The 24,154-nt window shown below is 49.2% G+C and carries 22 protein-coding genes, 1 other RNA gene, 1 riboswitch and 1 other annotated feature; of the genes, 11 read left to right on the plus strand and 12 right to left on the minus strand.

Annotation, left to right across the window (positions count from 1 at the left end; translation table 11 throughout):
• Positions 1-127: 127 nt before the first annotated feature.
• Complete coding sequence (gene uxuA, locus ACZ481_RS00945; protein ID WP_464770551.1) at positions 128-1,198, minus strand: mannonate dehydratase; 1,071 nt, start codon at positions 1,196-1,198, stop codon at positions 128-130.
• Between the two features lie 337 nt (positions 1,199-1,535).
• Positions 1,536-1,744 (plus strand) — a binding site (T-box leader).
• A 141-nt stretch (positions 1,745-1,885) separates the two neighbouring features.
• Between uxuA and ACZ481_RS00950 the strand changes: the two genes are divergently transcribed.
• The gene (locus ACZ481_RS00950; protein ID WP_464768339.1) at positions 1,886-3,286 is read left to right on the plus strand and encodes a sodium:solute symporter family protein; all 1,401 of its coding nucleotides are present in this window, start codon (positions 1,886-1,888) and stop codon (positions 3,284-3,286) included.
• A 70-nt stretch (positions 3,287-3,356) separates the two neighbouring features.
• Here the strand turns inward: ACZ481_RS00950 and ACZ481_RS00955 are convergent, their stop codons facing one another.
• On the minus strand, positions 3,357-3,818 hold the full coding sequence (locus tag ACZ481_RS00955) for a redoxin domain-containing protein (protein ID WP_464768340.1): 462 nt from the start codon (positions 3,816-3,818) through the stop codon (positions 3,357-3,359).
• A 315-nt stretch (positions 3,819-4,133) separates the two neighbouring features.
• Between ACZ481_RS00955 and ACZ481_RS00960 the strand changes: the two genes are divergently transcribed.
• Complete coding sequence (locus ACZ481_RS00960; RefSeq protein ID WP_464768341.1) at positions 4,134-4,673, plus strand: peroxiredoxin; 540 nt, start codon at positions 4,134-4,136, stop codon at positions 4,671-4,673.
• A gap of 52 nt (positions 4,674-4,725) precedes the next feature.
• Here the strand turns inward: ACZ481_RS00960 and ACZ481_RS00965 are convergent, their stop codons facing one another.
• The gene (locus ACZ481_RS00965; protein ID WP_464768342.1) at positions 4,726-5,796 is read right to left on the minus strand and encodes an HD-GYP domain-containing protein; all 1,071 of its coding nucleotides are present in this window, start codon (positions 5,794-5,796) and stop codon (positions 4,726-4,728) included.
• A gap of 131 nt (positions 5,797-5,927) precedes the next feature.
• A riboswitch (cyclic di-GMP riboswitch) is annotated at positions 5,928-6,010 on the minus strand.
• A gap of 212 nt (positions 6,011-6,222) precedes the next feature.
• Between ACZ481_RS00965 and ACZ481_RS00970 the strand changes: the two genes are divergently transcribed.
• Entirely contained in the window at positions 6,223-7,425 is a 1,203-nt protein-coding gene (locus ACZ481_RS00970; RefSeq protein WP_464768343.1) for an MFS transporter, read from the plus strand.
• 11 nt (positions 7,426-7,436) lie between these two features.
• Positions 7,437-7,862: a MarR family winged helix-turn-helix transcriptional regulator gene (locus tag ACZ481_RS00975; RefSeq protein WP_464768344.1), complete on the plus strand. Its 426-nt coding sequence runs from the start codon at positions 7,437-7,439 to the stop codon at positions 7,860-7,862.
• Positions 7,863-7,945: 83 nt separating this feature from the next.
• Here the strand turns inward: ACZ481_RS00975 and ACZ481_RS00980 are convergent, their stop codons facing one another.
• From ACZ481_RS00980 to ACZ481_RS00995, 4 genes are all read right to left on the minus strand, one after another.
• Positions 7,946-8,785 (minus strand): family 1 encapsulin nanocompartment shell protein, encoded by an 840-nt coding sequence (locus ACZ481_RS00980; RefSeq protein WP_464768345.1) that lies wholly within the window; start codon positions 8,783-8,785, stop codon positions 7,946-7,948.
• Between the two features lie 14 nt (positions 8,786-8,799).
• On the minus strand, positions 8,800-9,174 hold the full coding sequence (locus ACZ481_RS00985) for a demethoxyubiquinone hydroxylase family protein (protein WP_464768346.1): 375 nt from the start codon (positions 9,172-9,174) through the stop codon (positions 8,800-8,802).
• Between the two features lie 152 nt (positions 9,175-9,326).
• Entirely contained in the window at positions 9,327-12,068 is a 2,742-nt protein-coding gene (locus ACZ481_RS00990) for a cation-translocating P-type ATPase (protein WP_464768347.1), read from the minus strand.
• Positions 12,069-12,108: 40 nt separating this feature from the next.
• The gene (locus ACZ481_RS00995) at positions 12,109-12,444 is read right to left on the minus strand and encodes a hypothetical protein (RefSeq protein WP_464768348.1); all 336 of its coding nucleotides are present in this window, start codon (positions 12,442-12,444) and stop codon (positions 12,109-12,111) included.
• Between the two features lie 816 nt (positions 12,445-13,260).
• Between ACZ481_RS00995 and ACZ481_RS01000 the strand changes: the two genes are divergently transcribed.
• From ACZ481_RS01000 to ACZ481_RS01010, 3 genes are read left to right on the plus strand one after another with little or no spacing between them, the layout of a single operon-like run.
• The gene (locus ACZ481_RS01000) at positions 13,261-14,064 is read left to right on the plus strand and encodes a transporter substrate-binding domain-containing protein (RefSeq protein ID WP_464768349.1); all 804 of its coding nucleotides are present in this window, start codon (positions 13,261-13,263) and stop codon (positions 14,062-14,064) included.
• Complete coding sequence (locus tag ACZ481_RS01005; protein ID WP_464768350.1) at positions 14,051-14,722, plus strand: amino acid ABC transporter permease; 672 nt, start codon at positions 14,051-14,053, stop codon at positions 14,720-14,722. The genes ACZ481_RS01000 and ACZ481_RS01005 overlap by 14 nt, the downstream gene beginning before the upstream one ends.
• Positions 14,719-15,456 carry an amino acid ABC transporter ATP-binding protein gene (locus ACZ481_RS01010; protein WP_464768351.1) on the plus strand — a complete coding sequence of 246 codons (738 nt, stop codon included), beginning with the start codon at positions 14,719-14,721 and terminating at the stop codon, positions 15,454-15,456. The genes ACZ481_RS01005 and ACZ481_RS01010 overlap by 4 nt, the downstream gene beginning before the upstream one ends.
• Before the next feature lie 79 nt (positions 15,457-15,535).
• On the opposite strand, the gene ACZ481_RS01015 is transcribed toward ACZ481_RS01010, so the two are convergent.
• From ACZ481_RS01015 to ACZ481_RS01025, 3 genes are all read right to left on the minus strand, one after another.
• Positions 15,536-16,306: a protein kinase domain-containing protein gene (locus tag ACZ481_RS01015; RefSeq protein WP_464770552.1), complete on the minus strand. Its 771-nt coding sequence runs from the start codon at positions 16,304-16,306 to the stop codon at positions 15,536-15,538.
• Positions 16,307-16,311: 5 nt separating this feature from the next.
• The gene (locus ACZ481_RS01020; RefSeq protein ID WP_464768352.1) at positions 16,312-16,602 is read right to left on the minus strand and encodes a zinc ribbon domain-containing protein; all 291 of its coding nucleotides are present in this window, start codon (positions 16,600-16,602) and stop codon (positions 16,312-16,314) included.
• A 331-nt stretch (positions 16,603-16,933) separates the two neighbouring features.
• Positions 16,934-17,086, minus strand: coding sequence for a hypothetical protein (locus ACZ481_RS01025; RefSeq protein ID WP_170233376.1), 153 nt, complete (start codon positions 17,084-17,086; stop codon positions 16,934-16,936).
• A gap of 263 nt (positions 17,087-17,349) precedes the next feature.
• Here ACZ481_RS01025 and ACZ481_RS01030 point away from each other — a divergent pair, with 263 nt between their 5' ends.
• Together ACZ481_RS01030 and ssrS are read left to right on the plus strand one after the other, a co-directional pair.
• The gene (locus ACZ481_RS01030) at positions 17,350-18,267 is read left to right on the plus strand and encodes a bifunctional helix-turn-helix transcriptional regulator/GNAT family N-acetyltransferase (protein WP_464768353.1); all 918 of its coding nucleotides are present in this window, start codon (positions 17,350-17,352) and stop codon (positions 18,265-18,267) included.
• 67 nt (positions 18,268-18,334) lie between these two features.
• A non-coding RNA gene (ssrS, locus tag ACZ481_RS01035) (6S RNA) lies at positions 18,335-18,508 on the plus strand.
• A 170-nt stretch (positions 18,509-18,678) separates the two neighbouring features.
• On the opposite strand, the gene aldA is transcribed toward ssrS, so the two are convergent.
• Positions 18,679-20,127: an aldehyde dehydrogenase gene (gene aldA / locus ACZ481_RS01040; RefSeq protein WP_464768354.1), complete on the minus strand. Its 1,449-nt coding sequence runs from the start codon at positions 20,125-20,127 to the stop codon at positions 18,679-18,681.
• Between the two features lie 272 nt (positions 20,128-20,399).
• On the opposite strand from aldA, the gene ACZ481_RS01045 reads away from it, so the two are divergent.
• Together ACZ481_RS01045 and ACZ481_RS01050 are read left to right on the plus strand one after the other, a co-directional pair.
• Positions 20,400-21,065 (plus strand): hypothetical protein, encoded by a 666-nt coding sequence (locus tag ACZ481_RS01045; RefSeq protein ID WP_464768355.1) that lies wholly within the window; start codon positions 20,400-20,402, stop codon positions 21,063-21,065.
• On the plus strand, positions 21,058-22,494 hold the full coding sequence (locus ACZ481_RS01050; protein ID WP_464768356.1) for a vWA domain-containing protein: 1,437 nt from the start codon (positions 21,058-21,060) through the stop codon (positions 22,492-22,494). The genes ACZ481_RS01045 and ACZ481_RS01050 overlap by 8 nt, the downstream gene beginning before the upstream one ends.
• Here ACZ481_RS01050 and ACZ481_RS01055 read toward each other — a convergent pair.
• Complete coding sequence (locus tag ACZ481_RS01055; RefSeq protein WP_464768357.1) at positions 22,489-24,141, minus strand: serine hydrolase; 1,653 nt, start codon at positions 24,139-24,141, stop codon at positions 22,489-22,491. The genes ACZ481_RS01050 and ACZ481_RS01055 overlap by 6 nt on opposite strands.
• Positions 24,142-24,154: the final 13 nt, after the last annotated feature.

Raw genomic sequence — 24,154 nt, forward strand, 5'->3', positions numbered from 1 at the left:
AAGCCAGGTTCCTAGCTTGTGCACCATGCCCCCCTTTCCGCGGCATTGCCGCCTTGCGCGTTGACCCCTCCTTCCCTGCCCGGGCCGGTTGGCGCCAGGCTGTTCGTTGGGTTTTGCCTATTACTGATTAGGTATTGCCGCAGCGCTCAATGGCATCCCATAACCCCTGTAGATACAGGGCTCCCAGCGCGCGGTCGTACAAACCATAGCCGGGCCTGCCGTCTTCGCCCCAGATCATCCGCCCGTGGTCAGAGCGCAGGGGGCCGGTAAAGCCTGTATCGTACAGCGCTTTCATAATACCGTACATATCAAGTGAAGCATCGTCCGCTTTATGAGCGGTTTCGTCGAAAACACCCGGTTCGTGAATTTTAATATTGCGGACATGGGCAAAATGAAGCCGCTTGATTTTGCTGAAATGATGAAAAATCTCCACAATATCGTTTTCGCGGTTGGCTCCCAGCGAGCCGCTGCACAGCGCCAGGCCGTTAGCCGGGCTGTCAACTAAACGCAGAATGCGCTCCAGATGCGCGCGGGAAATGACGATACGGGGCAGGCCGAATACCGGCCAGGGCGGATCATCCGGGTGAATGGCCATTTTTATACCGCACGTTTCGGCGGTGGGAATAATTCCCTCTAAAAAATATTTAAGATTAGCCAGCAGCGTTTCTTCTGTTATCTTTTTATATAGTTCGAAGAGTTTTTTGACTTCAGCAAGTCTTTCTTTTTCCCAGCCGGGCAGTTCGAAGCCGTTAGCGCCCTTTTCCATTTCCCCGGCCAGAACCTCCGGTTGTAAGCCTTTGAGAATTTTTTCATCATAGGACAAAGCCGTCGAACCATCAGGCAGGACTTTAGCCAGATCAGTGCGCATCCAGTCAAAAACAGGCATAAAATTGTAGCAGACAACCTCAATCCCGGCTTTAGCCAGATTGTTAAGAGTCGTACAATAGTTTTTTATGTAGCGGTCTCTGGTTGGCAGTCCCAGTTTAATGTCCTCATGGACATTTACACTTTCCACCGTTTTAAACATAAGCCCGGCAGCTTCAATCTTGTTTTTGATAGCCAGTATGTCTTCATACGGCCACACTTCCCCTACCGGGATATGGTAGATCGCGCTAACTACATTTTTCATTCCCGGTATTTGTTTGATATAGCTAAGCGGGATCGTATCCAGCTGGCCGCCATACCAGCGAAAAGACATTAACACATGAAATTCCTCCCTGTATGCCGTTTTTCATGCCAAAACCTGACTGAATATAACATAGGTTCAGTAACAATTTTTTTGGTAAATCAGGCTTAATTGAATATTACCATACTACCATACTAGTGTAAATAGAATGCGCAAAAATTTTGAAAACAAGCAATGCAATACACAGGGCCGGCCAAGCATAGTTTATACCTGCAGCCTGATTAGCGCCGGCGGCATAACAAACAGTGCCGATGTCTGCCTGCTTTATTATAGTTCTGTCAATTGACGAGAATATCATATTGACATTCGTACGCTGGCTGAGTATAATCATGTTAATAATAAAATATCCAATATAGTGATGACGGAAAAAAGTAATTATGTCTTTTCCATACAGAGAGCTGGTGGGTGGTGTGAACCAGCTGGAGATACTTAATGAAGTTCCTTCCCGAACCGCAGGCTGAAGAGGTAGTAGGCTGGGCCGTGTTGTCTACGTTACAGACATTAAAGTAGATCTTATGATTTATAAACAGGGTGGTACCGCGGCTTTTCGCCCCTTCGGTGCTGCCTGTTTTTATTTTTAAGGATCTTAACTGGGTGGTACCACGGTAATTATCGTCCCTCTTCACAGGGGGGCGATTTTTTTCTTCTATAGCCGGCATAGAGGAAAATAACAAAGATGCTATATCACAGGAGGTTACTATGAATATTCCTTTTATCATTGTCTGTCTGTATATTGTATTACTGTTTCTGATCAGCTATTATGCTAAACGGCGGTCTACCGGCAGTGCGGCAAACTATGTGCTTGCAGGCCGGCAGCTTACCACCCCGCTTATTACTGTATCCATTGTCGGCCTGGCCGTAGGTGGCGCGTCAACGATTGGGGTTGCCGAGCAAGCTTACAAGGTCGGGCTTTCCGCCGGCTGGTATACAACCGCCTGGGGCCTGGGGGCGATTGCCATGGGGCTGCTGGTTGCCAGAAGGTATCGTGAGCTCAATATCACAACAATCCCTGAGCTGTTAGGGCGTTATTATGATAAGAAAGGCATGATTGCCGGGATTACCTGCCAGATCCTCATTCAGCTTGTTGTCATGTCGCTCCAGTATATTGCCGGCGGCAGTATTCTTTGCGCGTTAATGCCTGAGGTATTTACCCTGACCTCGGGGATGCTGACGAGCGCTGTTGTATTTATCGGCATTACCGCGATGGGCGGGATGTGGTCAGCCAGTTTATCCAATCTTTTAAATGTCAGTCTGAAATATATCGGCATCATCCTGGCCACAATTGTCGGCGTAAGCCATGCCGGCGGTATGGCCAATATCCAGGCCAACCTGCCTGCTAATGCACCGTATCTGGATTTGTTCGACGGGGTGGGCATCATTGGCATCATTAGCTGGATTGTGGTCCTGGTTACAGTCAACCTTTCGCTGCAGAGCATCATTCAGATATCATTGGGGGCCAAGGATGTAAAAACCGCGCAGCGGGGCTTTATCATCGGCGGATTGATGATGCTGCCCATTGGTTTTGTCAGCGCCTTAATGGGGGTTATTGCCAAGTCGATGTTCCCTGATGTCAGTCCCGCCCTGGCCCTGCCGATGACGATTATGTCTTTGGATCCTGTGCTGGCCGGTATTACCCTGGCCGCACTCTGGGCGGCTGATGTATCAACAGCCTGTAACCTGCTCTTGAGTTCGGCAACCTTGTTTTCCCAGGACATTTACAAGAAATTTATCAACCCCGGGGCCAGCGAGCAAAGCTTCCTTGTTACCACCAAAGTGGCGGTAGTGGCCCTTGGTTTGCTTACTCTGACCCTGGCGATGACCATCAGCGGCATTATCAGTACCCTGATGATTGGGCTCAGCCTTACCGCGGCTTTTAGCGTCATTGTCTTGTTCACCCTGTTTGCACCGGCGCTCTGCCGCCGGAATTCCGCTTTTTATACAATCCTGACCGGGGCAGTTGTGCTGGTATTGTGGCAAACAACCCCTGCCATCCGGATATTGCCCCATGTCATCTATCTGGAATGGCTTGCTTGCCTGGCTACCTTCTTCCTCACCTATTTGCTTGACCCCAAACCAATAGCCCGCACAGAGTGTGCATAAGCTCTACCGGAGTAACACAAAAGCAGACCCGGATCAAAAATCCAGGTCTGCTTTGCACGCCTGCGAGCGTTTAATTACGTCTGATCTCGGCCATTACTTCCTTAATATCCGGCAGTTCGGGAATGGGGTATATTTTTACCCACAGAACCTTCCCGGTCTCATCAATGAGAACATTGGCCCGTTCGGAGAAGCCCTCGCCGTCACGGAACAGCCCGTAGGCCTGGGCAACCTGGCCGTGGGGCCAGAAGTCGGCCGGCAGCTTGGTCCGGGTAATTGCCAGTTCTTTAGCCCAGGCATTCTTGCTGGGGTACGCATCAACGCTTAATCCTAAAGGAACGGTATTGAATTTTTCCATTTCCTCATAATTCGCTTCCAGTGATTTCATTTGTTCGGCACAGACCTTAGTCCAGGCGAGAGGATGCCAGGACAACAATACCTTTTTTCCCCGGTAGTCGGATAACTTCACATCCTGACCACGATTATCCTTAAGTACAAAGTCGGGCGCATAATCACCTGCGGCAATCTGTTTCATGGTTTTACCTCCTATGGATTAGATTAATAAACCAGCGCTTTAATCACTGCCTTATAGTATTTCCTTAACGATATGCGGGCAATCATTATATAAGCCTAAGGATGTAATTCTAGGATAACCTGAATTTTCCTGCGCAACCGGCAGATTTTTGTTGCTAAAGCCAGCCATACAGGCCGCAGTTTTCCCCGGCTGTCGGCATACCTGTATGTACCGCTTGCTTTCCGGTTAAAATATTTGCAGAAAGAGTTGACAAAATTAGCAAATAATAATATTATTTAAGTGAGAAATATTATCAATGAAAGGTGTGATGAATGTATGTCTGTTAAAGTTGGTCAAAAAGCACCCGGTTTTGCGATGACAACTACCAGTAATATGGAGACCCTTGACCAGGTTGCCAGGCTGGAGGATTTTCAGGGAAAGTGGCTGGTGTTATTTTTTTATCCGCTTGATTTTACTTTTGTTTGTCCGACCGAAATTCTGGGGTTTAACTCCAGGCTGGCTGAATTTGAAAGCCTGGGAGCTTCGGTGCTTGGCGTGAGCACTGACAGTGTATACTCACACCGGGCCTGGATCAAGGCTGGGCGGGGCGACGGCGGCCTGGGCGGCCAGCTTAACTATCCGCTGGCATCGGATATAACCAAACAGGTGGCCCGTGATTATGGTGTTCTTATTGAAGAGGAAGGGATTGCCCTCAGAGGTTTGTTTATCATTGATCCTGATGGTATACTCCGTTATCAGGTTATCAGCGATTTGAACGTGGGCCGCAGCGTGGAAGAGGTGGTGCGGGTTCTGAGTGCCCTGCAAACCGGCGGTCTATGCCCTATTGACTGGCATCCCGGCGATAAAACCCTTTAATTATATACATATTAACTGATAATTTGCAGGTCCTCTTACCGTTATTTTGCGGTTAGAGGACCTGTTTTTCGTAGCGTTTTGTCAGCTTAATGACTTCTTTCTCTGACAGGACGTAATTAATAAAACTCGTTAAATTCTTTGTCAGTTCGACCTCCAGCCATTCATCCCGGAATTTGCCCTGGGCATCGGTGATAACCGTTACTGTTGGCCGGGCCTGCAGTTTTGGCCTGGCTTCAGTGACCACGCCGATAAAGCCGCTGTCAAGCACCACAAAGGTTCCCAGCGGATATAAGGGGGCTTTGGCTAAGAATATATCGGCAATTTCCTTGTCCAGGTAGGTTCCGCTCATCGACATAATTGCCTCATAAGCCTGATGGGGCAAAAGAGCCGGAGCTTTTTGGAAATCAGAGACGATAGTGTCATAAGCGTCGGCTACGGCTGTAATGCGGGCATACTCATGCAGCTGATCACCACTGAGGCCGCGCGGATAACCTGTGCCGTCGACCTTTTCATGATGCTGGAAGATGACATGGCTGGCGACAATGGAATAATCGCGGAGTTTCCGGGCATACTCGAAGCCTTGGCGCGGATGGTCTTCCTCACTGACACTGCCATTGTCCAGCACTTTGCCAATATCATGCAATAAGGCTCCCATCACCAGTTCCTGCATTTTGGCTGAATTATATTCCAGGTCACTGGCGATAACGGCAGCCAGTGCGGCTACATTTATACAGTGGCTATACACGTAGTCGTCCGCGGTGACGGTGGTATCCAGCCGTATGAGCTGATTGCTGCTAATGGTCTCAATAATAGTTCTGGCCATAATATAAATGCTGTGCACATCGATGAGCTTACCCTCTTTGGCATTATCGAAAGCAGCTTTCAGGATTTTGATCGCTTCGGTTCGCTTATCTTCCGGCAGCGTTTCTTCATAGATTAAACCAATCCGCTCAATAATCGGATTGGTTACGAATAAGTTTAAAACGCCGAAGCTCTGAATTTTTTTGATGTAGCTTGCGGTTAGACGAATGCGGCTGCCTAACAATACCCGGCCGTCTGCGGCACATAGGCGTGTGTAGGTAGTCATTCCTTCTGCCAGATTGGTGATGGAAACTTTCTGCATATAGTGCCTCGCTTTATTTATAATGTATTTAAAGCTAGAATCTTCTTAGGCAATTATAACGGTATTTCCAAGATAAACTAAAATGGCATCAGTCTACGGACAGACTGATGCCTTAATAATAATTACAATGCAATTGCAACCTGGCAGTCATAGACATATCCTTAGACCCATAGCTTTGCGTCCTTATCTTTCGGTAAGTTTGCCATCTATTCTCTTTTTTGTAAATTGATTACTGTATATATTATTACTTTTATTCTTATTTTTGTCAAGAAATTAATTATTTCGACAAAATAAGCATATTGTTATGTTTATTTTGTCTATTGACAGATAAGATAGTGCGTACTATTATGAAATAATACTTAACTAGTTAAGTATTAGGAGTTCACACAGTCAATAGTATGTTTTTTTCAAGGAGTCAAAGCAGCGATGAAAACTAATTTGCAGCCAGTAAAGAAAGCGTTATGGACCAAAGATTTTTTAATTTTATTTTTTACCAATAGTTTGTTTTTTGCGGGATTTCAATTGTTAATTCCGGTTATACCGCTCTATGTTACCGTGTTGGGCGGCACCAGCAGCCAGGTTGGCCTGATAACCGGTGTTTTTGTGTTTTCGGCAATCTTCATTCGCCTGTTTACCGATTGGGGGATTGAGAAATTTGGCAAAAAGTATTGCCTCTTTATTGGCATTATTATTTCTTTTTTATCAGTGGCCGGTTATTATCTCTGGACTTCGGCGGGCGGACTGCTGGCAATCCGTATTGTTCACGGGCTTGGCTTTGGCATTGCCACTACTTTTTACGCTACCCTTGCTGCCGACATTATTCCTGCTTCCCGCTGCGGCGAGGGCATGGGGTATTTTGGTTTGGGCACAACCATGGCAATGGCTGTAGCACCTGCGGCCGGAATCTGGTTGATGAATAGTTACGGCTTCGGTGCTGTTTTTCTTGTGTCGGCCTTATGTCAGGTGCACGCGCTGCTGGGGGTATCCTTTTGTTCTGTGCCGGCAGTTACAGTAGCAGGTGATGTACAGACAGACATAAGCCGGCCTTTCTGGGACCGGTTTATGGTGAGCGGGACTCGCTTACCGGCGTTTCTTACCATGCTGTTTGGCATTTGTTACGGCAGTGTGCTTACTTTTATTGCGGTATTTGCGAAAGCGGTTAATATAGAAAACCCCGGCTACTTTTTTCTGCTGGGCACGTTCTGTATGTGCCTGTCCCGTACTGTGACCGGAAAGATCTTTGACCGTAAAGGGCCTGTTTGGGTCATTTTGCCGGGGGCAGTTTTATTTTTAGCAGGCCTTGCCATTCTTACCAGCGCCACCACGCTGACCGCCATCTTAGCGGCTTCTGTTTTCTATGGTTTTGGTGTAGGCGCTCTTTTCCCGGCACTGCAAACCTGGATATTGAATCTGGTTCCGGCCGGCCGGCGCAGTGCTGCCAGCGCGACCTTCTATAATGTATTGGATATTGGTGCCGGCGGAGGCGCTATCCTGCTGGGGCTGCTGGCCGGCGCTACCGGCTATGCTTCGCTATATATATATTCAACCGGGGTAATGTTTGTATTTCTGGTGTCTTACAGTTATTATTACATTAATAAACAGAACCATGCAGCAACTGCAGGGAAATGACAGGAGGGTGTATGGAAACAAGGGAAAAGATCGTTCACCAGCTCTATCAAACGACCCGGATTATTTCTACGGGCTTGAACCAACAACTGGAACCGTGGGGTATTTATAGCTCCGAGTGGGCCATTATTACCACTGTTAAAACCAAGGGGGCCATGTCGCAGACTGCTTTGGCCAACTATCTTCATATTGAACCGCCGGCCATATCTAAGAGCTTGTCCAACCTGGAACGGAAAGGTCTGATAGAACGGCGGGAAGGCTGTAACAAACGGGAAAAAACAGTGTTTCTGACTGACGTAGCCCTAAGCCGGTACCCGCAATGGAACAATATTGTCAGCCAGCAGCGGCAACAGCTATTGGCAGGGCTAAGTGAAGAGCGCCTTGACAGCTTCTATGGAATGTTAAAAGATATTTTTAAAAATGCCCAGCAGTTAAAATAACTCTGCCCGCGTAAGGCCGCAAAGAAAGCAAGAGCCTGGCAAGCCATTGGCTGCCAGACTCTTTGTTTTTCAATATGTACTGCTTATTCGAACACAACAATCGCATCTTTGCGTTTAATACGCAGTAAAATTGTCTCCAGTACCCGGAAGGCGTGGTTTAGTTTTTCTGCCCCTAAATAACCGGTAATCAAATCCTGGCCGATTACCAGGTCGAGATTTTGGGGTTCGGCGCAGACCAGCACCGCCTTATTGGCGCCAAGGACCGGGGTTTGATACAGATTGCCGTCCAGCAGGCTTTTTATCCTGTCGCTTTCCAGCAAGCCCGTATTGGCCTGGATACGCTGCAACTGCATATATAAATCAGGGCTGACTGTTAAGGCAAACTTACCGACAAAGCCCTTGGCTGTCAGGATCTCCAGCCCTTTTACAATATCATTGAAGGAGTTTTCTCCCTCTTGCCAGTCTTTTTTTGCCAGTCTGGTTGAGCCGGCGACAGTGGCAAGCCCTTCGTACCCCAGAGCCGTATTACCCTGAAAAATCAACTCATCTTCTTTTTTGGAACAGATAGCGGCGGCGCCGGCGGTACTTGCCAGATCTAACGGTAAGCCAAATTGTTTGCTGTTTTCAATATCCCGCCAGGAGATAAAGAAATCCTTATAGACCATCGGAATTTCAATAAACCGGCGGCCCTGTGTTTTTATCGGGGCTGCATCATCATCATCGCCAAAAAAACCAACCTCACCTTGGCCGGCAGTACCGAAGTCATCCACATGGATGCTTTGTGTACCTGCTCCCAGAGGACCGTATATTGTTATGAATTTTCGTCCGACTAGCGTGGCTTTGGCGGTTTTAACAACAACCTCGTCAATTTTTTCCCATTGGTCTTCAGAGAACTGAGCGTCGTCCCGTAACAAAAATTCCATACCCATACACCCCTTTATTTTTGGATTAAACTGCCTACCGTAGACTGGGCGGCAATAATTTTCTTCTGATTGGCAGTTGATTCACCGGTCAGGCCCAACTCTTCCAGCATTTCCTGGACCTCGCCCTCGCCGGCGGCAAAATGGTCGGCTTCTTCGGGGTCAAGATATTTTAACAAAGCCATCAGTTCCCCGACATGGGCCTTTTCTTCATCGCGAATATCGCCGATTACCTTTTTGGCAACAGGATCGTCCGTTGCCTGGACATGCGCATCATAAACATAAATTGCTTCCAGCTCACCGGCGATGTTTAGTCTGATTGCCTGCAGAAGCTCTTCCCGGGTTATTTTCCTGTTAACATTCCCCTGAAACGGATTTGCAAAGTTTGGCATAATGTCAATCTCCTTTCTTTATAACACAACTGTAGCTGCTAAACGGCTGGTATTTTTTTCTGCATTTACCCAAGCGGGCTAATTACCATAATTCTACCATATCCTTTAATAGTATTCAATAAATAATAATAAATATCCGCCTTAATTTCAAACTACAGCGAGGCCGGCTGGCTGGTGCTTATTTTACGCTTTCTTCGTAAAAACCATTTAGTAAGCTCGGTAGCGAAAAAAGGAATCGGCGTCAGCAGGAGAAAGAGCAGCCAGTGGTGGAGACTGGGCTCCACAGTTTTGAAAACAATGTGCAGCGGGCCGTAAACCGAGACTAACAGCAAAAGGAGGGAAACGGATACGCCGAGATTCAAATATTTGTTGCTGAAAACTCCTAGTTGAAATACTGAATAGTGCTCTGAGCGGGCGGCATAAGAACAAACCACCTGGGTGGTAATCAGGGTGATGAAGGCAAAGGTCCGGGCTATATCCAAGTCGCCATGATAGGCATGCAGGCCATAATAGAAGGCGCCTAAGACGGTAACAGCCATAGACAGGCTTTGCACGGCAATCATAATCTGGAAGTTGGTGGTCAGCAGTGGTTCAGCCGGGTCCCGCGGTTTTATATTCATGACATTGGGTTCCCGCTTTTCTACGCCCAGGGCCAGGGCGGGAAAGGCATCTGTAACCAGATTGACCCATAAAAGCTGAATGGGGAGCAGGGGAATGGGCCAGCCTAGGGCGATGGCAAAGAAGATAACCAGTATTTCCGCAGCATTACAGGATAAGAGGAAGTAGACAAATTTACGGATGTTGGCATAGATAACCCGCCCTTCCTCCACGGCGGAGACAATGGTGGCAAAATTATCGTCAGCTACTACCATATCCGCCGTTTCTTTCGTGACGTCAGTGCCTGTTATACCCATGGCAACACCAATATCGGCTTTTTTCAAAGCCGGGGCGTCATTGACACCGTCACCGGTCATGGCGACAATCTGATGATTGCTGCGCAACGCTTCGACAATTGACATCTTGTGTTCAGGCGACACCCGGGCAAATACGCTGGCCGACTGAACAAGCCCCTGCAGATCGGCCTTATTTAGAGTATCAAGCTGAGCACCGACAATCACCTGATCATCCCCGGCGGCAAGCCCCAGGTCTTTAGCGATGGCCAGGGCTGTGTCCGGGTGATCACCGGTTATCATAATGGGGCGGATGCCCGCGTCCCGGCAAATAGCGACAGCCTCGCGGACCTCCGCCCGGGGCGGGTCAATCATTCCCAGAAGGCCAATGAAAACCAGCTCAGTTTCTACTGTGGACGGGGCGGTCATAGCCGGCAGTTCCTCCCACCGGCGGTAGGCCACGGCCAAGACCCGCAGGGCCTGTGAGGCCATCTCCCGGTTGGCGGCGGCAATCTCGAGCTTGGCTTCAGGCGTTAACAGCTGAACTGTGCCATTAACAACAATATGCGTGCAGCGGCTGATTAATACATCAGGAGCCCCTTTGGTAAAGGCCAGCAATTCGCCGTCAACCTGTTGAAACGTGGTCATCATTTTTCTGACAGAATCAAAGGGCAGCTCCTGCAGGCGCGGGTACCTGGCCGTCAGTACTGGCCGAGAATAACCGCCTTTTTCCGCCGCCACTACCAGGGCGCCCTCGGTCGGATCACCGACGATGTGCCAGCTTTGCTGATCGGTGGTTTGCTTAAGCTGGGCATCATTGCAAAGTGCCGCCCCCTGCAGCAACCGGCTTAGATCCTGTTCGCCGTCAACCTTCACCGGATTTTCCTGCCGCTGAAAGCTGCCGGCCGGTGAATAGCCTTCGCCACTGACACTGTACATCTTAGCTAATGTATAGCATCTGACCACAGTCATTTGATTCTGCGTCAGTGTACCTGTTTTGTCCGAGCAGATCACAGAAATACTGCCTAATGTTTCCACGGCATGCAGTTTTTTCATGATCGCGCGTTTTTTCGCCATACGCTGCATGCCCAGGGCCAGCACGATTGTAACAACCGTAGGCAGCCCCTCCGGGATGGCAGCAACAGCCAGACTGATCGCAGTCATCAGCATCAACTGCACCTCGGCGAATTCCAGCAGGCCGTCGCTATAGCTGTTATAAATGCCCATGGCAAAAACAGCTGCGCAAACAATCAAGCAGAGATAACCGAGCATTTTTCCGAATTCAGCCAGCTTTTTCTGGAGGGGCGAGCTTTCTGTTTCGACAGTTTGCAGCATTTCGGCGATTTTACCGATTTCCGTATTCATGCCGGTGGCGACAATGATGCCTTTTCCCCGGCCATAGGTAACAACCGTGCTCATAAAGCCCATATTATGGCGATCGGCCAGAGCGGCATCAGCGGCAACCGTCTCTGTGGCTTTGTCCACCGGCACGGATTCGCCGGTGAGAGACGCCTCTTCCACTTTGAGATTAAATGATTCTATAATACGCAGATCTCCCGGAATATAATCCCCGGCCTCCAGGAGGACCATATCACCGGGGACCAGCTCTTTGGAGGGAAGTACGGCAGTCTCGCCGTCGCGCAAAACTTTTGTAGTGGGGGCAGACATTTCCTTCAGGGCAGCCAGGGCTTTTTCCGCTTTAGCCTCCTGAAACACACCCAGACAGGCGTTCAACAGTACAATCGCAATAATAACTATAGAATCTGCGATTTCGCCGACTAAAACAGAAATCAGGCTGGCGGCAATAAGAATCAGCACCAGGAAGTCTTTAAATTGATTGATGAATTTTTGCCATAGCGGTTCCGGCTCTTTTTCCTTCAGTTCGTTATAGCCATAAGTTGCCAGCCGCTCGGCTGCCGCAGCTGTGGATAGGCCTGTGGCGGCATCTGATTGCAATAAGGAAGTGGTTTCCTGTGAAGTTAATTCATGCCAGCGCTTTTTCATAAAACTCCCCCTCTGATTTATTCTTTTACCAAGAGTTTTTTCAAAAAGGAACACTCTTTTCTTCATCCAGGATCTTAAAGGCCCGGAAAGAATAGCCTAGAAAAACAAATGTGGAGATATCCGGGATAAGGCACAGGCCGGCGGCAATACTTCCCCAAACGGCTTCCAGCCACTTGCCGGTCTTCTTTTTTAAAAATGCACCCAGGGAAAGTATGGCATAGGACCAGAGAAGCCGTCCCCAGCGTACGATCTCCTCAGTTTCTTCGAGGTTCCGGTAGTCTGGTACAATAGCGGCGATAATTTGCGCTAATGCAGCAACGACGATGTGTAATAAACCGACATACCCTGTTATTCGCGCCCATTTCCAGTTCATCATCCCACCGCTTGTGTATAATAACCGGTGTCGCCTTTACTTTGTACCCTCCCCGAAAAATTCATCAGGTTTACCTTCCTTTCATCTTTTTTTATTAAGAAAAGACTTGGCTTGTGCCAAGTCCTGCAGGACGCCGGCAGAAGCCCTAGTCGTTCTTATGTCCACAGAATTTATTTATAAATTCTGGCAGACTTAGAAACTTGGCATATGCCGGATCCGTTAGGACACCGGCAAAGCCGCTATACCCTTGGGGGGTATAGGTTTTCTTATCCATTGCCTTATGCCTTCTGTACTTTTATAAATACCGAGGGGGTAATAAAAAGACCTTGCCTTAAAAAAAGGCAAGGTCTTACCAACAACATAACAGTTGCCAACAAAGCCGGGAATCGTACCGCACTGACGACTTTGCTGTAAAGGTTACTCCCCTTGGATATAATTAAATTATAATATAATTATATCCAACCAAATAAAGGAAGTCAATGGAAGCTGGTACGTTTTTGCCAAAGAGATATAGGCTGTCTGTCTCTTCCGGTTTGCTGTTTGGCGTTTGGGCCGCTTATAAAAGCCGGAGGCAGTCAAATCGACATTGACAGTTGCCTGCTAATTATAGTATATTAAAAAAAATGGCTGTGTCATAATTTAATGAATTTTTGGCTAATTGGAAAACCAAAGGCTAAGAGAAACTCCCTGTAGGGGAGCATTCTCATACCCTTTGGTTTTTTTAGTGCAATAACCCTTTAATTTGCAAGTTAATAAAGAACAGGAGGGATAAGCAAGCATTGGTGATAGAGTGGGTATTATTTTTTAGGAGGTTAGATAATGAAAAAAGTTAGTTTATGCCTGATTATTACCTTGATTTTTACGGTATTTATGGTGGGCTGCGGAACACAACCCGCAAAGGTGGCAGAGCCCCAGAAACAGACCTTGCTGGATGTTATAAAACAGCGCGGCACAATAAAGGTGGGAACGGAAGGGACCTATCCGCCGTTCACCTTTAAAAATGAAAAAGGCGAATTGGAGGGTTTTGATGTTGAGATCATCAACGAAGTGGCACAACGGCTGGGCGTTAAGGCGGAATTTGTGCCTACCGAATGGAAGGCAATGTTTGCCGGCCTTGATTCGGAGCGGTTTGATGTTATTGCTAATCAGGTAGGTATTAACGAAAAAAGGCTGGAAAAGTACGACTTTTCAATTCCCTATACTGTTTCCGGCGCTCAGGTTATCGTCAATAAGGACACTACCGATATCAATAGCATAGAAGACATCAAAGGGCGTAAAGTAGGCGTAACGCAGGGCAGTAACTGGGAAGAACTTGCCAAGAAGTCCGGGGCCAACGTTCAGTATTATAAAGGGGCCAACGAAATTTTTGCCGACCTGGGAGCTAAACGTATCGAAGCGGCCTTGAATGACCGGCTGTTTGTCTCCGAGTATCTTTTGAAAAATCCCAATCAGAATCTTAAAGTCACAGGCAAAACCTTTAATGTAGAACAGTCAGGGCTTGCATTCCGTAAAGGATCTCCCGAGCTTGTCGAAGCGGTAAATAAAGCGCTTGTGGAAATACAAGCAGATGGTACCTATCTAAAAATATCGAAAAAGTGGTTTGGGGAAGATGTTAGTAAGTAGAGAATGGGGGATTGTCATTGACTCCCTGCCTGTTTTGGGGCAGGGCGCCCTGGTCACTCTTTATTTAAGCGTGGCAGCAATGACCGGCGCAGTCTTGCTCGGACTGGTAGTCGCATTAATGAGAATATCCAAGGTTAAGGTATTCGAACAAGCCGCCAGGGTTTATATATCGTTTTTTCGCGGGACACCGCTGCTTGTGCAGCTGCTAATATTATATTTCGGTTTAACCTCGTTTCATATCGTGCTCGATCCCTTTGCTGCAGCACTTATTGGCCTGATTTTGCATTTCGGGGCTTATATCTCGGAGATTTTCCGGGCGACTATCCTGTCCATCAGCCGGGGGCAGTGGGAGGCCGCCCTGTCTCTTGGGATGACTAACGCGCAAGTACTGAGAAGAATCGTTTTGCCCCAGGCTACCCGCATATCCATTCCGCCGCTGTGGAATTGCCTTATTGATATTTTAAAATCATCATCATTAGCCTCTGTCGTTACTGTACCGGAGTTAACCCGCCAGGTAGAAGAGCAAAGCGCGGCCCAGTTTGTTTTTATGCCGTATTTTATTACCTTGGCGATGTTTTACTGGGTAATGGTTATTGTTATGGGCTGGGTTCAGGAATGGCTGGAGAGAAAGCTTGAGATACCGGGGGGCTCCGGATGATTGAGGTTGTGGACTTATACAAAAACTTTGGCGGCACAAGTGTTCTGAAAAGTGTGAGCCTGAAGGTGCGGGCGGGAGAAGTCTGTGTCATTATCGGGCCTAGCGGCTCAGGTAAAACCACGTTGCTGCGCTGCCTGAACTATTTAGAGGTTCCGGACGCCGGGCGAATCCGGGTAGGCGACTTTAGCAGTGCCGTAGATCACCTTGCCGGCAACAACCGGCTGATCCGGCAGTTGCGCCAGCGGACCGGTATGGTATTCCAGCAATTTAATCTTTTCCCCCATAGAACTGCGTTAGAAAATGTTATGGAAGGGTTGCTTACCGTCAAGAATATTCCCCGGCAGGAAGCCCAAAGGCAGGGGTTGTCCTGGTTGACGAAAATGGGACTTGAAGATAAGGCGGCAGCGTATCCAGGACAACTTTCGGGCGGACAAAAACAGCGTGTGGCAATAGCCCGGGCGATGGCGATGGAGCCAGCGGTGCTTTTACTGGATGAGCCCACGTCGGCCCTTGATCCGGAACTTGTCGGCGAAGTCCTGCTTGCTTTAAAAAGGCTGGCGCAAGAAGGGATAACCATGGTTGTGGTGACCCATGAAATGGGCTTTGCCCGGGAGGTCGCGAACAAGGTTGTGTTTATGGATGAAGGCGTAATTGTGGCGGAGGGGCCACCACCGCAAGTATTCGCGTCCGCCAACCCCAGAATAAAAGCATTTACAGCGCAACTGCTGCGGTAATGCAATTTATTCCGGGGTATAAGCATAGATTAAGAAATGCAAATCCGGCTTTTTACCCTTGAGCTAAATATCAGATCAGTTAAGAAAGTCTGATGTTGCGAAGGGCTGCCAATGCTGCTGCTGCTGTTGGATAACCATCGCCGGGTTTGAGCAGTTTACCAATGAATTCGGAAAAATCATCGGTACAAACGGGTTGGCCCGCCCTGACTGCCGGCAGGCGGCTATCCATCAGGTCAGCGGCGACCAGGCCGGCTCCAAACAGATCACTGGCCGGGGCGAAGGCCCGCCGGCGCATCATATAACTGCCGGCAGAGGCTGAGGCTTTGGCAGCAGGCGGTGCCGGCAGGGTGAGATCAGGCCAATGCTGTGGCCTGACAGCAAGCCCAAAATCAATCAGATGCAGCTTTTTTCGGTTAAGAATAAGGTTTGACAGCCGCAGATCGCGATGGAGGATTAGGGGTTTGTTCCGGCCAGGGGTGTGGAGATAGAGTAAAATTTCCAGTAATTGCTGGAGGAGGTTCTTTATTTCGGCCTCCGTAAAAACCCGGCCCCGCATAATATGCGTGCTTAAAGGCAAGCCGGGAATATATTCCTGTACCATAAACAGGATATCATTAAACGCAAATACATCTATCCATTGGGGAATCCGGGGATTGCTTATTGACCGGAGAATCTCCTGCTCATGCCAAAAGAGCTGTATTTGTTCGGTGGTCGGCGGCTGACAGTATGACGGATAGCCATGCATAAATTTCAGCGCATAATAGCAGCCCTGCTTGCTCGCCTTGACGACGCTGCCGTAACTGCCAGCGCCAAGCGGAGCCTCGATGGAATAGTTATTTACCGGCGACAGTGATTTTAGGAAAAAAAACGGTCAAGGAAGCCTTTCTTGCGGCGATGATAATTACCGGAGGAGTTACTTCTGTCATGATAGCGCGGTTTGCTGTATTGCGGCGGGGGCAAAACCGGCGAGTGGCCGGCGGGAGGGATTGGCGGAGCCTTTAGATTAGCGCCGCAGAAGGGACAATTAACCCAGTCGGCATTTACATCTTTCCGGCAATGGCTGCAGGCAGGTTTCGCCTGTGAGCCGCATACCGGACAGAAGTTGTAATGGGGATGTAATTCGTTCTGGCAGCGTTGACATTTCATAAAAACAGCCTCCTTATTAATGGTTTTCTGTTAAATAGACAATGACCTAAGGTACAAAGCCGCTTTTGCACCTTAGGTCATTTCCGTGTACGGGAATAGTTAAGACCCTTAGTACGGTGAACACCATACTAAAGGTCTGGCTTATTGGTTACCCAACGATAATACCAGGCTGTACAGCCATGCTGTTGATACTATCTGTAAAGCTACTCCCCTTCAGAGAATATTAAATTAATTCATTATAACCCGGTTTGCAGAATATGTCAAAAGGGTTGACAGGCAGTAAAAAAAAACTGATCCTTTGGCAACAAAGGATCAGGTGAGGACGCCCTGTCTATTTACCGACACAGCCAAACTGCCCGGGCTGTTGAGCTACTGCGATAATAGTAGCGTTACCGCCGCATTTTTCGCAGGTTTCCGGCTTTTTTCCTTCCGCGGCCTCAAGAATCCAGCCACACTCCACGCATTTGTAAAAAATATCGGCCATTAGTAACCCTCCTTTATATAATTTTTATTTGTTTATATTTATTCTCTATTAAATAAAATTATCCTTTTCTGGATTTATATGTATTCAATATACATGAATTGATAGGCTCATGCTCGAAAAAATCAGTTTTTTCGAAATACGCTACAGTTAAAGACGCAGCATTGGTTTGTCTGTCTCATTTATAAAAAAAGTTGACTTAGTCAATTATTTTTATTATATTATTACTAATACTTTATACTGAAGAGATTGCGAGGGGGGTTTTTATGGATGAACGCATGAGAAATATGGCCAATGTAGTCCGTGAGTTTAATCGGTTTTATACCCGTTTTATTGGACTGGTTAATAAGAATATATTAGACAGCCCCTATTCTCTGGCTGAGGCCAGGGTTTTGCTTGAGGTGGACAAGGCGGGTCAATGTACGGCAAGTGAGTTAACCAGGCTGCTGCAGATGGATCCCGGCTATCTGAGCCGCATCCTGACCCGGTTGATAGCAGAAAAATTAGTTGTCAAGTCCCGGTCGCCGGCTGACGGCCGGGCCCAGGTTTTATCATTAACAGCGCAGGGGCAGGAAACATTCAGCAAGCTGGCCGAAGCATCGACGCAGCAGATTGGCCGTATCCTGGCGGAGTTGCCGTTACCTCAGCAGCAGGAGCTGATCAACCTGTTGAGCCGGGTGCGCAAGATCCTTGCTCATGACAGTGCGCCGGCCATTACCATCCGGGCCGGGCAGCCGGGAGACTTAGGCTATATTGCCTACAGGCATTGTGTGCTTTATCACCAGGAATATAATTTAGAGCCGGCGGTATTTGAGCAGTATGTGCTGGCAAGCCTTTTACAATATGCCGAAGACCGGCAAGCCGGTGCAATCTGGGTGGCCCAGGTTAACGACAAGATTGCCGGTTTTGTCGGTCTGGTTGATTTGGGCGAGGAAACGGCTCAGTTAAGATGGTTTCTGATTGAGCCCGAATTCCGCGGCCTTGGCCTCGGACGGCGTTTGCTGCAGGCTGTCATGGACTATGCCCGGGAGAAAAAATATAAAAAAATGATATTATGGACCTTCCAAGGCCTGGAAGCAGCCTGCCATTTATATAAAAGTTTTGGCTTTACGCCTACGCAGCGGGTCGGGAATGATACGTGGAAGAATGGGCTGCAGGAGGAACGGTGGGATATAATTTTATAAAATGGCAGTTCTGGCAGTAATGGGGGTAGCCAGGATTGCTCTCGGCTCAATAATATGTTAAAATGTAAGTAATCTAGGATGAGCGTCGACTTGAATATGTCCAACCTACTTTGATAATAAGGGAATTCAATGGTGTGCGGCTGCCGGGCCATCTCTGTGTGGAAGGCAAAAACAGATCTCAGGATACCCACCTGCCGGGTGCAGGTTTGGACATATAAAGGAACGGCATTTTGGATGGAAGGACTTGCCAGATACTGGTAAGTCCTTTTGATTTTACCTCACTCTATTTTAAGCATCCTCGCAGTTTTCTTAAAAAGAGTACCGAATGCCCAAAAAGACGGGAATGCCCCAAGCGTAAGCTGAGGCATTCCCGTTTTTGGGCCGGGCTGGATTTTTTTGACGCAGTCCGGATTATTTTATATGTTGGTTATACTGCATATATACTACATGGGTTTGCAGATATTCTTCAAGGCCATGCTTACCGTCCGCACCGCCAATTCCGGATTTGCGCCAGCCAGCATGGAACCCTTGCATAGCTTCAAAGTTTTCTCTGTTAACATAGGTCTCGCCAAACTTGATTTCCCTGCAGGCCCGCATGGCCACATCAAGGCTCCTGGTATAGATGGACGAGGTCAGTCCGTATTCACAATCATTAGCTAACGCAAGCGCCTCATCCAGATCTTTAAATGTGGCAATTGGTAATACTGGACCGAAAACTTCTTTTTGCATAATCGCAGTGTGTTGTTGGCAGTGCGTAAGGACGGTAGGCTCAAAATAAAACCCTTCTTTGGCTGGCGCCCGTTTACCCCCTAGGACCAGCTGGGCTCCATCAGCCAGAGCCCGTTTGACAGCGGCTTCCACAAGTTCGAGCTGCGTTTTGCTGACCAGTGGCCCCATGTCAATATCTGGCTGAGTGAGCGGATTGCCATAGGTAGTATTTCGCATAGCGGCTGTTATCTTTTCAGTAAACTGGTCGGCCACTGATTCATGGACATATACTCTTTCGGCGCAGTTGCATACCTGGCCGCTATTAATAATACGGGAATCGCGAATGCTGGCCGCGGCCAAATCAAGATCGGCATCAGGCATTACAATCGCAGGTGCCTTGCCTCCGAGCTCCAAAGAAACCTTAGTGACATTTTCCGCTGCCGCCCGCATAATAGCAATGCCGCCGTCAACGCTGCCGGTGAAACTAACCATACCTACTTTTGGATGACCGGCAAGAGCATTGCCAACAACGGCTCCTGCTCCTGAAACCAGGTTGAACACCCCTTTTGGCAGCGCGGTTTGAGCAACAATTTTAGCAAATTCAAACGCGTTATTTGGTGTTTCGCTACTTGGTTTTACCACGATAGTATTACCTGTTACCAGGGCCGGCGCCATTTTCCGGGCAATTAGGAAAAAAGGAAAGTTCCAGGGCAGTATGCCGGCAATAACACCGATTGGCATTTTAAATAAAAAAATATTTTCATTAGGCCGGTCACTCTGTATGATCTCGCCCTCATAGCGGCGGGCAAACTCAGCCATATAATCCATATAATCGGCAGTAAAGTTGGCTTCAATCCGCGCCAGCGGCAAAATTTTACCTTGTTCCTCGGCAATAACCCTGGCGATTTCTTCCGCATTTTCACGGACTTTTTGGGCAATTTCCTTGATATACCTGGCTCTTTCAATTGCTGGTAGTTTAGCCCACGCTTTTTGTGCCTGTTCAGCCGCATGAATGGCCGCATTGACATCTTCCGGCGTACCTTCGGGAATTTCGGAAATTACCTGTTCTGTGGCGGGATTAATTACAGCAATCATCCTGCCTGAGCGGTTTTGAATAAACTCACCATTAATGAACATCTGATAGCTTTTCACGCCTATTCCCCCTCAATTGTCATTGGCCCTAAACCATAGTGCTGCTTTTCCGTGGTTGATATCAGCGCCCGGAAAATCGGCAGCCAACAGTTTAAAAAGTCTGCCTGTATATATTTGACAAAAAACAGGATAGTCCTTTAGCAAACGGCTAGGTTGACAAATAACTGCTAAGGGCTGTTTGTTTATTGCTATTATTGCGGAGGTCTTTTTGCATGCAAGTCAGCCCTACGGGAACAATACAGGGGAAGAAAAAAATCCGGAGGTGAATAACTATGAGCCGGTACTTGCGGCTTATCCGAGATCCGGAGAATCCACTGGCGGCACTTTTAGCTGGCACCATTCCCCAGGCACAGCGGGGCATTATTTTTATTGAAGAAATTAACAGGCTTGCCGATACGGCCCCGGAAGTAGCCGCTGTAGTATTACCTGCTATGGGAACCAGGCCCGGGCAAGTCCAAATGGCAGAGCCTGGCCTGCCTGGTGTAACGCTGCCGATTGCGGTAACTATCTGGGCAAAAGCCAAGCCGGCAGAGGCTGCGGGCCCGCATAGCCCGGTCGGGAAACCGCTGGCTGACAGGTTTGATTTAACTGTGGCCATGGGCCAGCCGGATAATTATCAGGCTGTAGCAGATATTCCGGCCGGAAGCAGTGCGCAACCGGTGATTGCAGCCTTGCCGGGAAAAGCGGACAATACGCTTAACGCCCGGCTGACCTCCTGCTGGGTTCTGCTGTGGGCAACTGTCAAAAGGCAATTAGCGGCCGTAATGAGAACACGGTGTCACCTGCCTGCGCCTCAAGGTGGCGGGGAGGCCGGCGCGGCAGCCCGGATAGTAGACCCGCTGGCGACGACAATTATTGCGCCGCCGAAGCCAGCCATCCCGCTTGCCAGCCTGCCTGATGACCAGCTTGTAACCAGGGATAACCGCACCCATGTCTGAGCGACTGGAAGTCAATCTTGCCGGTTTGTCTTTAGCGCGGCTGACAGAACCGGGGGCTGTTATTATCCAGGCCCTTGAGGCCGGCGAAGGGGTGCGCCTGGGGCAATGTGCTGTTCTCAGTACCAAGGTCCATGCCTTTAATGCCCGCAGCCCTGAGCATGTGCAGGTTATGGTGAATGCAGATGCCGGGCAGGTATTTTACCACCGCCGGGACAGCGGCGCAATTTGCCATCTGGATATTTTTCATCAGTGCGGAATGATTGATCATGTGCTGGCGGCCAGCTATGTATGTCAGGCAGTTGATTTCTATCATAAGCTGGCTGGTGCGAAAGCCCCAAGCAGCCCTGCCGGCTTAGTCAATCCTGATTTAATTGATATTCAGACAGCCGCAGGCGGGGGGCGGATAACCGGGACGCTTACTGGCGGGCAGAAAGAATCACTGTGCCGTGTTCACGAAAACCATGTTCATCTTGCCCTGCATTTACCTTATGACCATATCTGCTGCTTATTTTTCATCGTTGCTGCTATAGAAACCGCGATCCTTGCCTGCGGTTTCGAATTACGGTGCAATGAACAAATTACCTGTATTTATTCAGCCGATACGCAGGCCGATTTGAGTCCCTATACCGGTCAGACCGATTCGCAGCTGACCGGGCAGCAGGAAGAAGCACAAACTTGCAGTCGGGGCGGGGAAGCCGTCAATGGCAAGCAGGCGGGAACTGCCGGCGCGATAGGCTGCGGTAGTGCCCATCACCAGCGGCATTTGCCAGGCGGGTTGATTTCCGGGGCGGACCGTGCAAGGGCAATTGCCCTTGACGGTGCAGCTGCTGTCACGGCTACCGCTTGTCAGTTGGCGGAGCAACATGGCAGCCTGTTGCGAATTCGGCCTGCTGATCTGCAGTTTGCGGTATGGCGTCCCTGCTTTAGCGATAATGTTTGCCTGCTGACTGACAGCAGTGGCAGTATGGCCGGTTCAAAACCGGCGGCAGCCGAATACCTGGCGGGTGAAATCCTCCGGGGCGGGTGTAACCGGGCCAGTGTAATTACCTTTCAGGCCAACTGGGCGGAGGTGATCAAACCGTTTGCTGCCAGCCGGCAGGCTGTGTTACTTGCTTTTGACTCCATTGCCCCGTATGGCGTGGCACCTTTGGCACTGGGGCTGCGCTACTCACGGGGATACTGCCAGGAAAAACAGCTTGAACGGCCACTGCTGGTACTTATTACCGCTGGTATATCCGGCCGGAGCTATGAAGAAGCAGCCAATCCGCTGCTTGAGGCGCTGACTGCAGCCATAGAGGTTAAACAGTATTCTCACAGTTTTTTATGTATAGGGCTGGCTGATGATGCCGGTTTTCTCAAAAAGCTAGCGGTAGCGGCTGGCGGTGTATTATATCTGTTCACCGAGTTTGAGCACCAGCTTATGTTATAGCTGCAGCCTGGCGTCAATTTCAAGGGCGGCAGCCAGCTCCCGGACAGGGATAAATAGCTGCCCGTTTTGCCTATAGGGGGCGTGCGGCAGCAGCAGTGTTTCGCCGTTTACGCTCATTTGGGTATCTCCTGCCGTCAGGACGGCTTTTTTTTGACCATGGGTAAAGGTTACCGTATCGCCTTGCTGGTTAATGCCGGCGGCCAGCGCATCGGCTGTTGAGACGGCCGGCAGAAAAAGGTGCAGAGAATTTCCAGATCCGGCAATGGCAGCCGGGGCCGGCAGCAGGATTTTACGGCCGTTGACTGTAATAAAATCAGCGTTGGCTTTAACTCTTAGCTCCCGGCTTATATTAACCGCGTTAGGGGCAAAGGCGGCAAATAAGGTTTTGGCAATGGCAGTTTCGACGCCGTAAAAGGGAGCGGCATTATTTAATTTAGCCCCATTCATCAGAAACACGAAGCCTAATTTGCTGTCCGGATCGTAATAGGCATCACCTGACAGCCCGTAGGCTTCACCCGAATGGCCGATCAGGCGCCTGCCTGGCACTAAATCATCGGTAATATGAAAGTTTAGTCCTTTTTGTTTATAAAATCCGTCCATACTGTAGCCAGACCATTGCAGGCTATGCATGAGATCGGCTGTATCGGCCTTGAGGATCCGGATCCGGTTATAGGCACCGCCATTCATATGCGCTTGCATAAACTTGGCAAAGTCAGTGGCGCTGGTACGTAATCCCCCGGCCGGGGACCGGCCGAGCGCACTGCCCAGCGGGGCAGCAACGGCTGCTGGTGCGGGTTTGCTGCCGGTATACACATCTTTGGTAGGCCGGAAATGAGTAAACTGCCCGTCCGGTCTGTAGAGGGTAGCTATGCTCTGCCAGTTGTTAATGTCAGCCGGTTCAAAGCTGGCATCCATGCCGAGCGGCTTAAATAGGAAGGTGCGGCAATACTCGTCAAAGGGCAGACCGGAAATCTTCTCGACCAGCGAGCCGGCAATGCCGGTGCCGAAATTGGAATAATTAAAGCAGGTGCCGGGAGCCTGCGGCGCAAACGTGGCCGGGTTATAATACCGTCCCCCGGGGACAAGCAGGTCTTTAATATCCAGTGCCTGCAGCAGAGCAGGATCTGACTCGACAATAGCATCATAAGCCCCGCTGTCGACTATACTTGAGGTGTGATTCAGGAGTTGGCGAAAGGTGATTTTTACAGTTGGGTGGTAAGGGTTTCTTACCTGATAGCCAAGATAGCTGCCGATATCGTCATCAAGACCGAATTTACCCTGCTCGTATAACTGCATGAGTGCTGTTGCTGTTACCAGTTTGGAAAGAGACGCCACCCTGAATAAGGTAGCAGGCGTTACTGTCCGGCCTGTGTTAAGATCAGCCCAGCCGTACCCGCCGCTCCAGATTAGCTTATTGTCGCGATATACGGCAGCTGACAGGCCGACAACACGATACTCCGCCATAACCGCAAGCAGTTGGTTATCAAGGGCTGTGGGGTTGGCCGGCTGTTGATAGGCCCAAAGCGCAAAATAGCCGGGTGGGGCTGCGGTCTGGCCGGCCATAACCGATGGCGGGGTGCTGGCAGCCGCCAGGGTTATGCCTGCCAGTATTACGCACAGATATTTACATACACGGGCACAAGACATCAGTGATTCCTCC

This window comes from Sporomusa intestinalis (assembly GCF_055383785.1).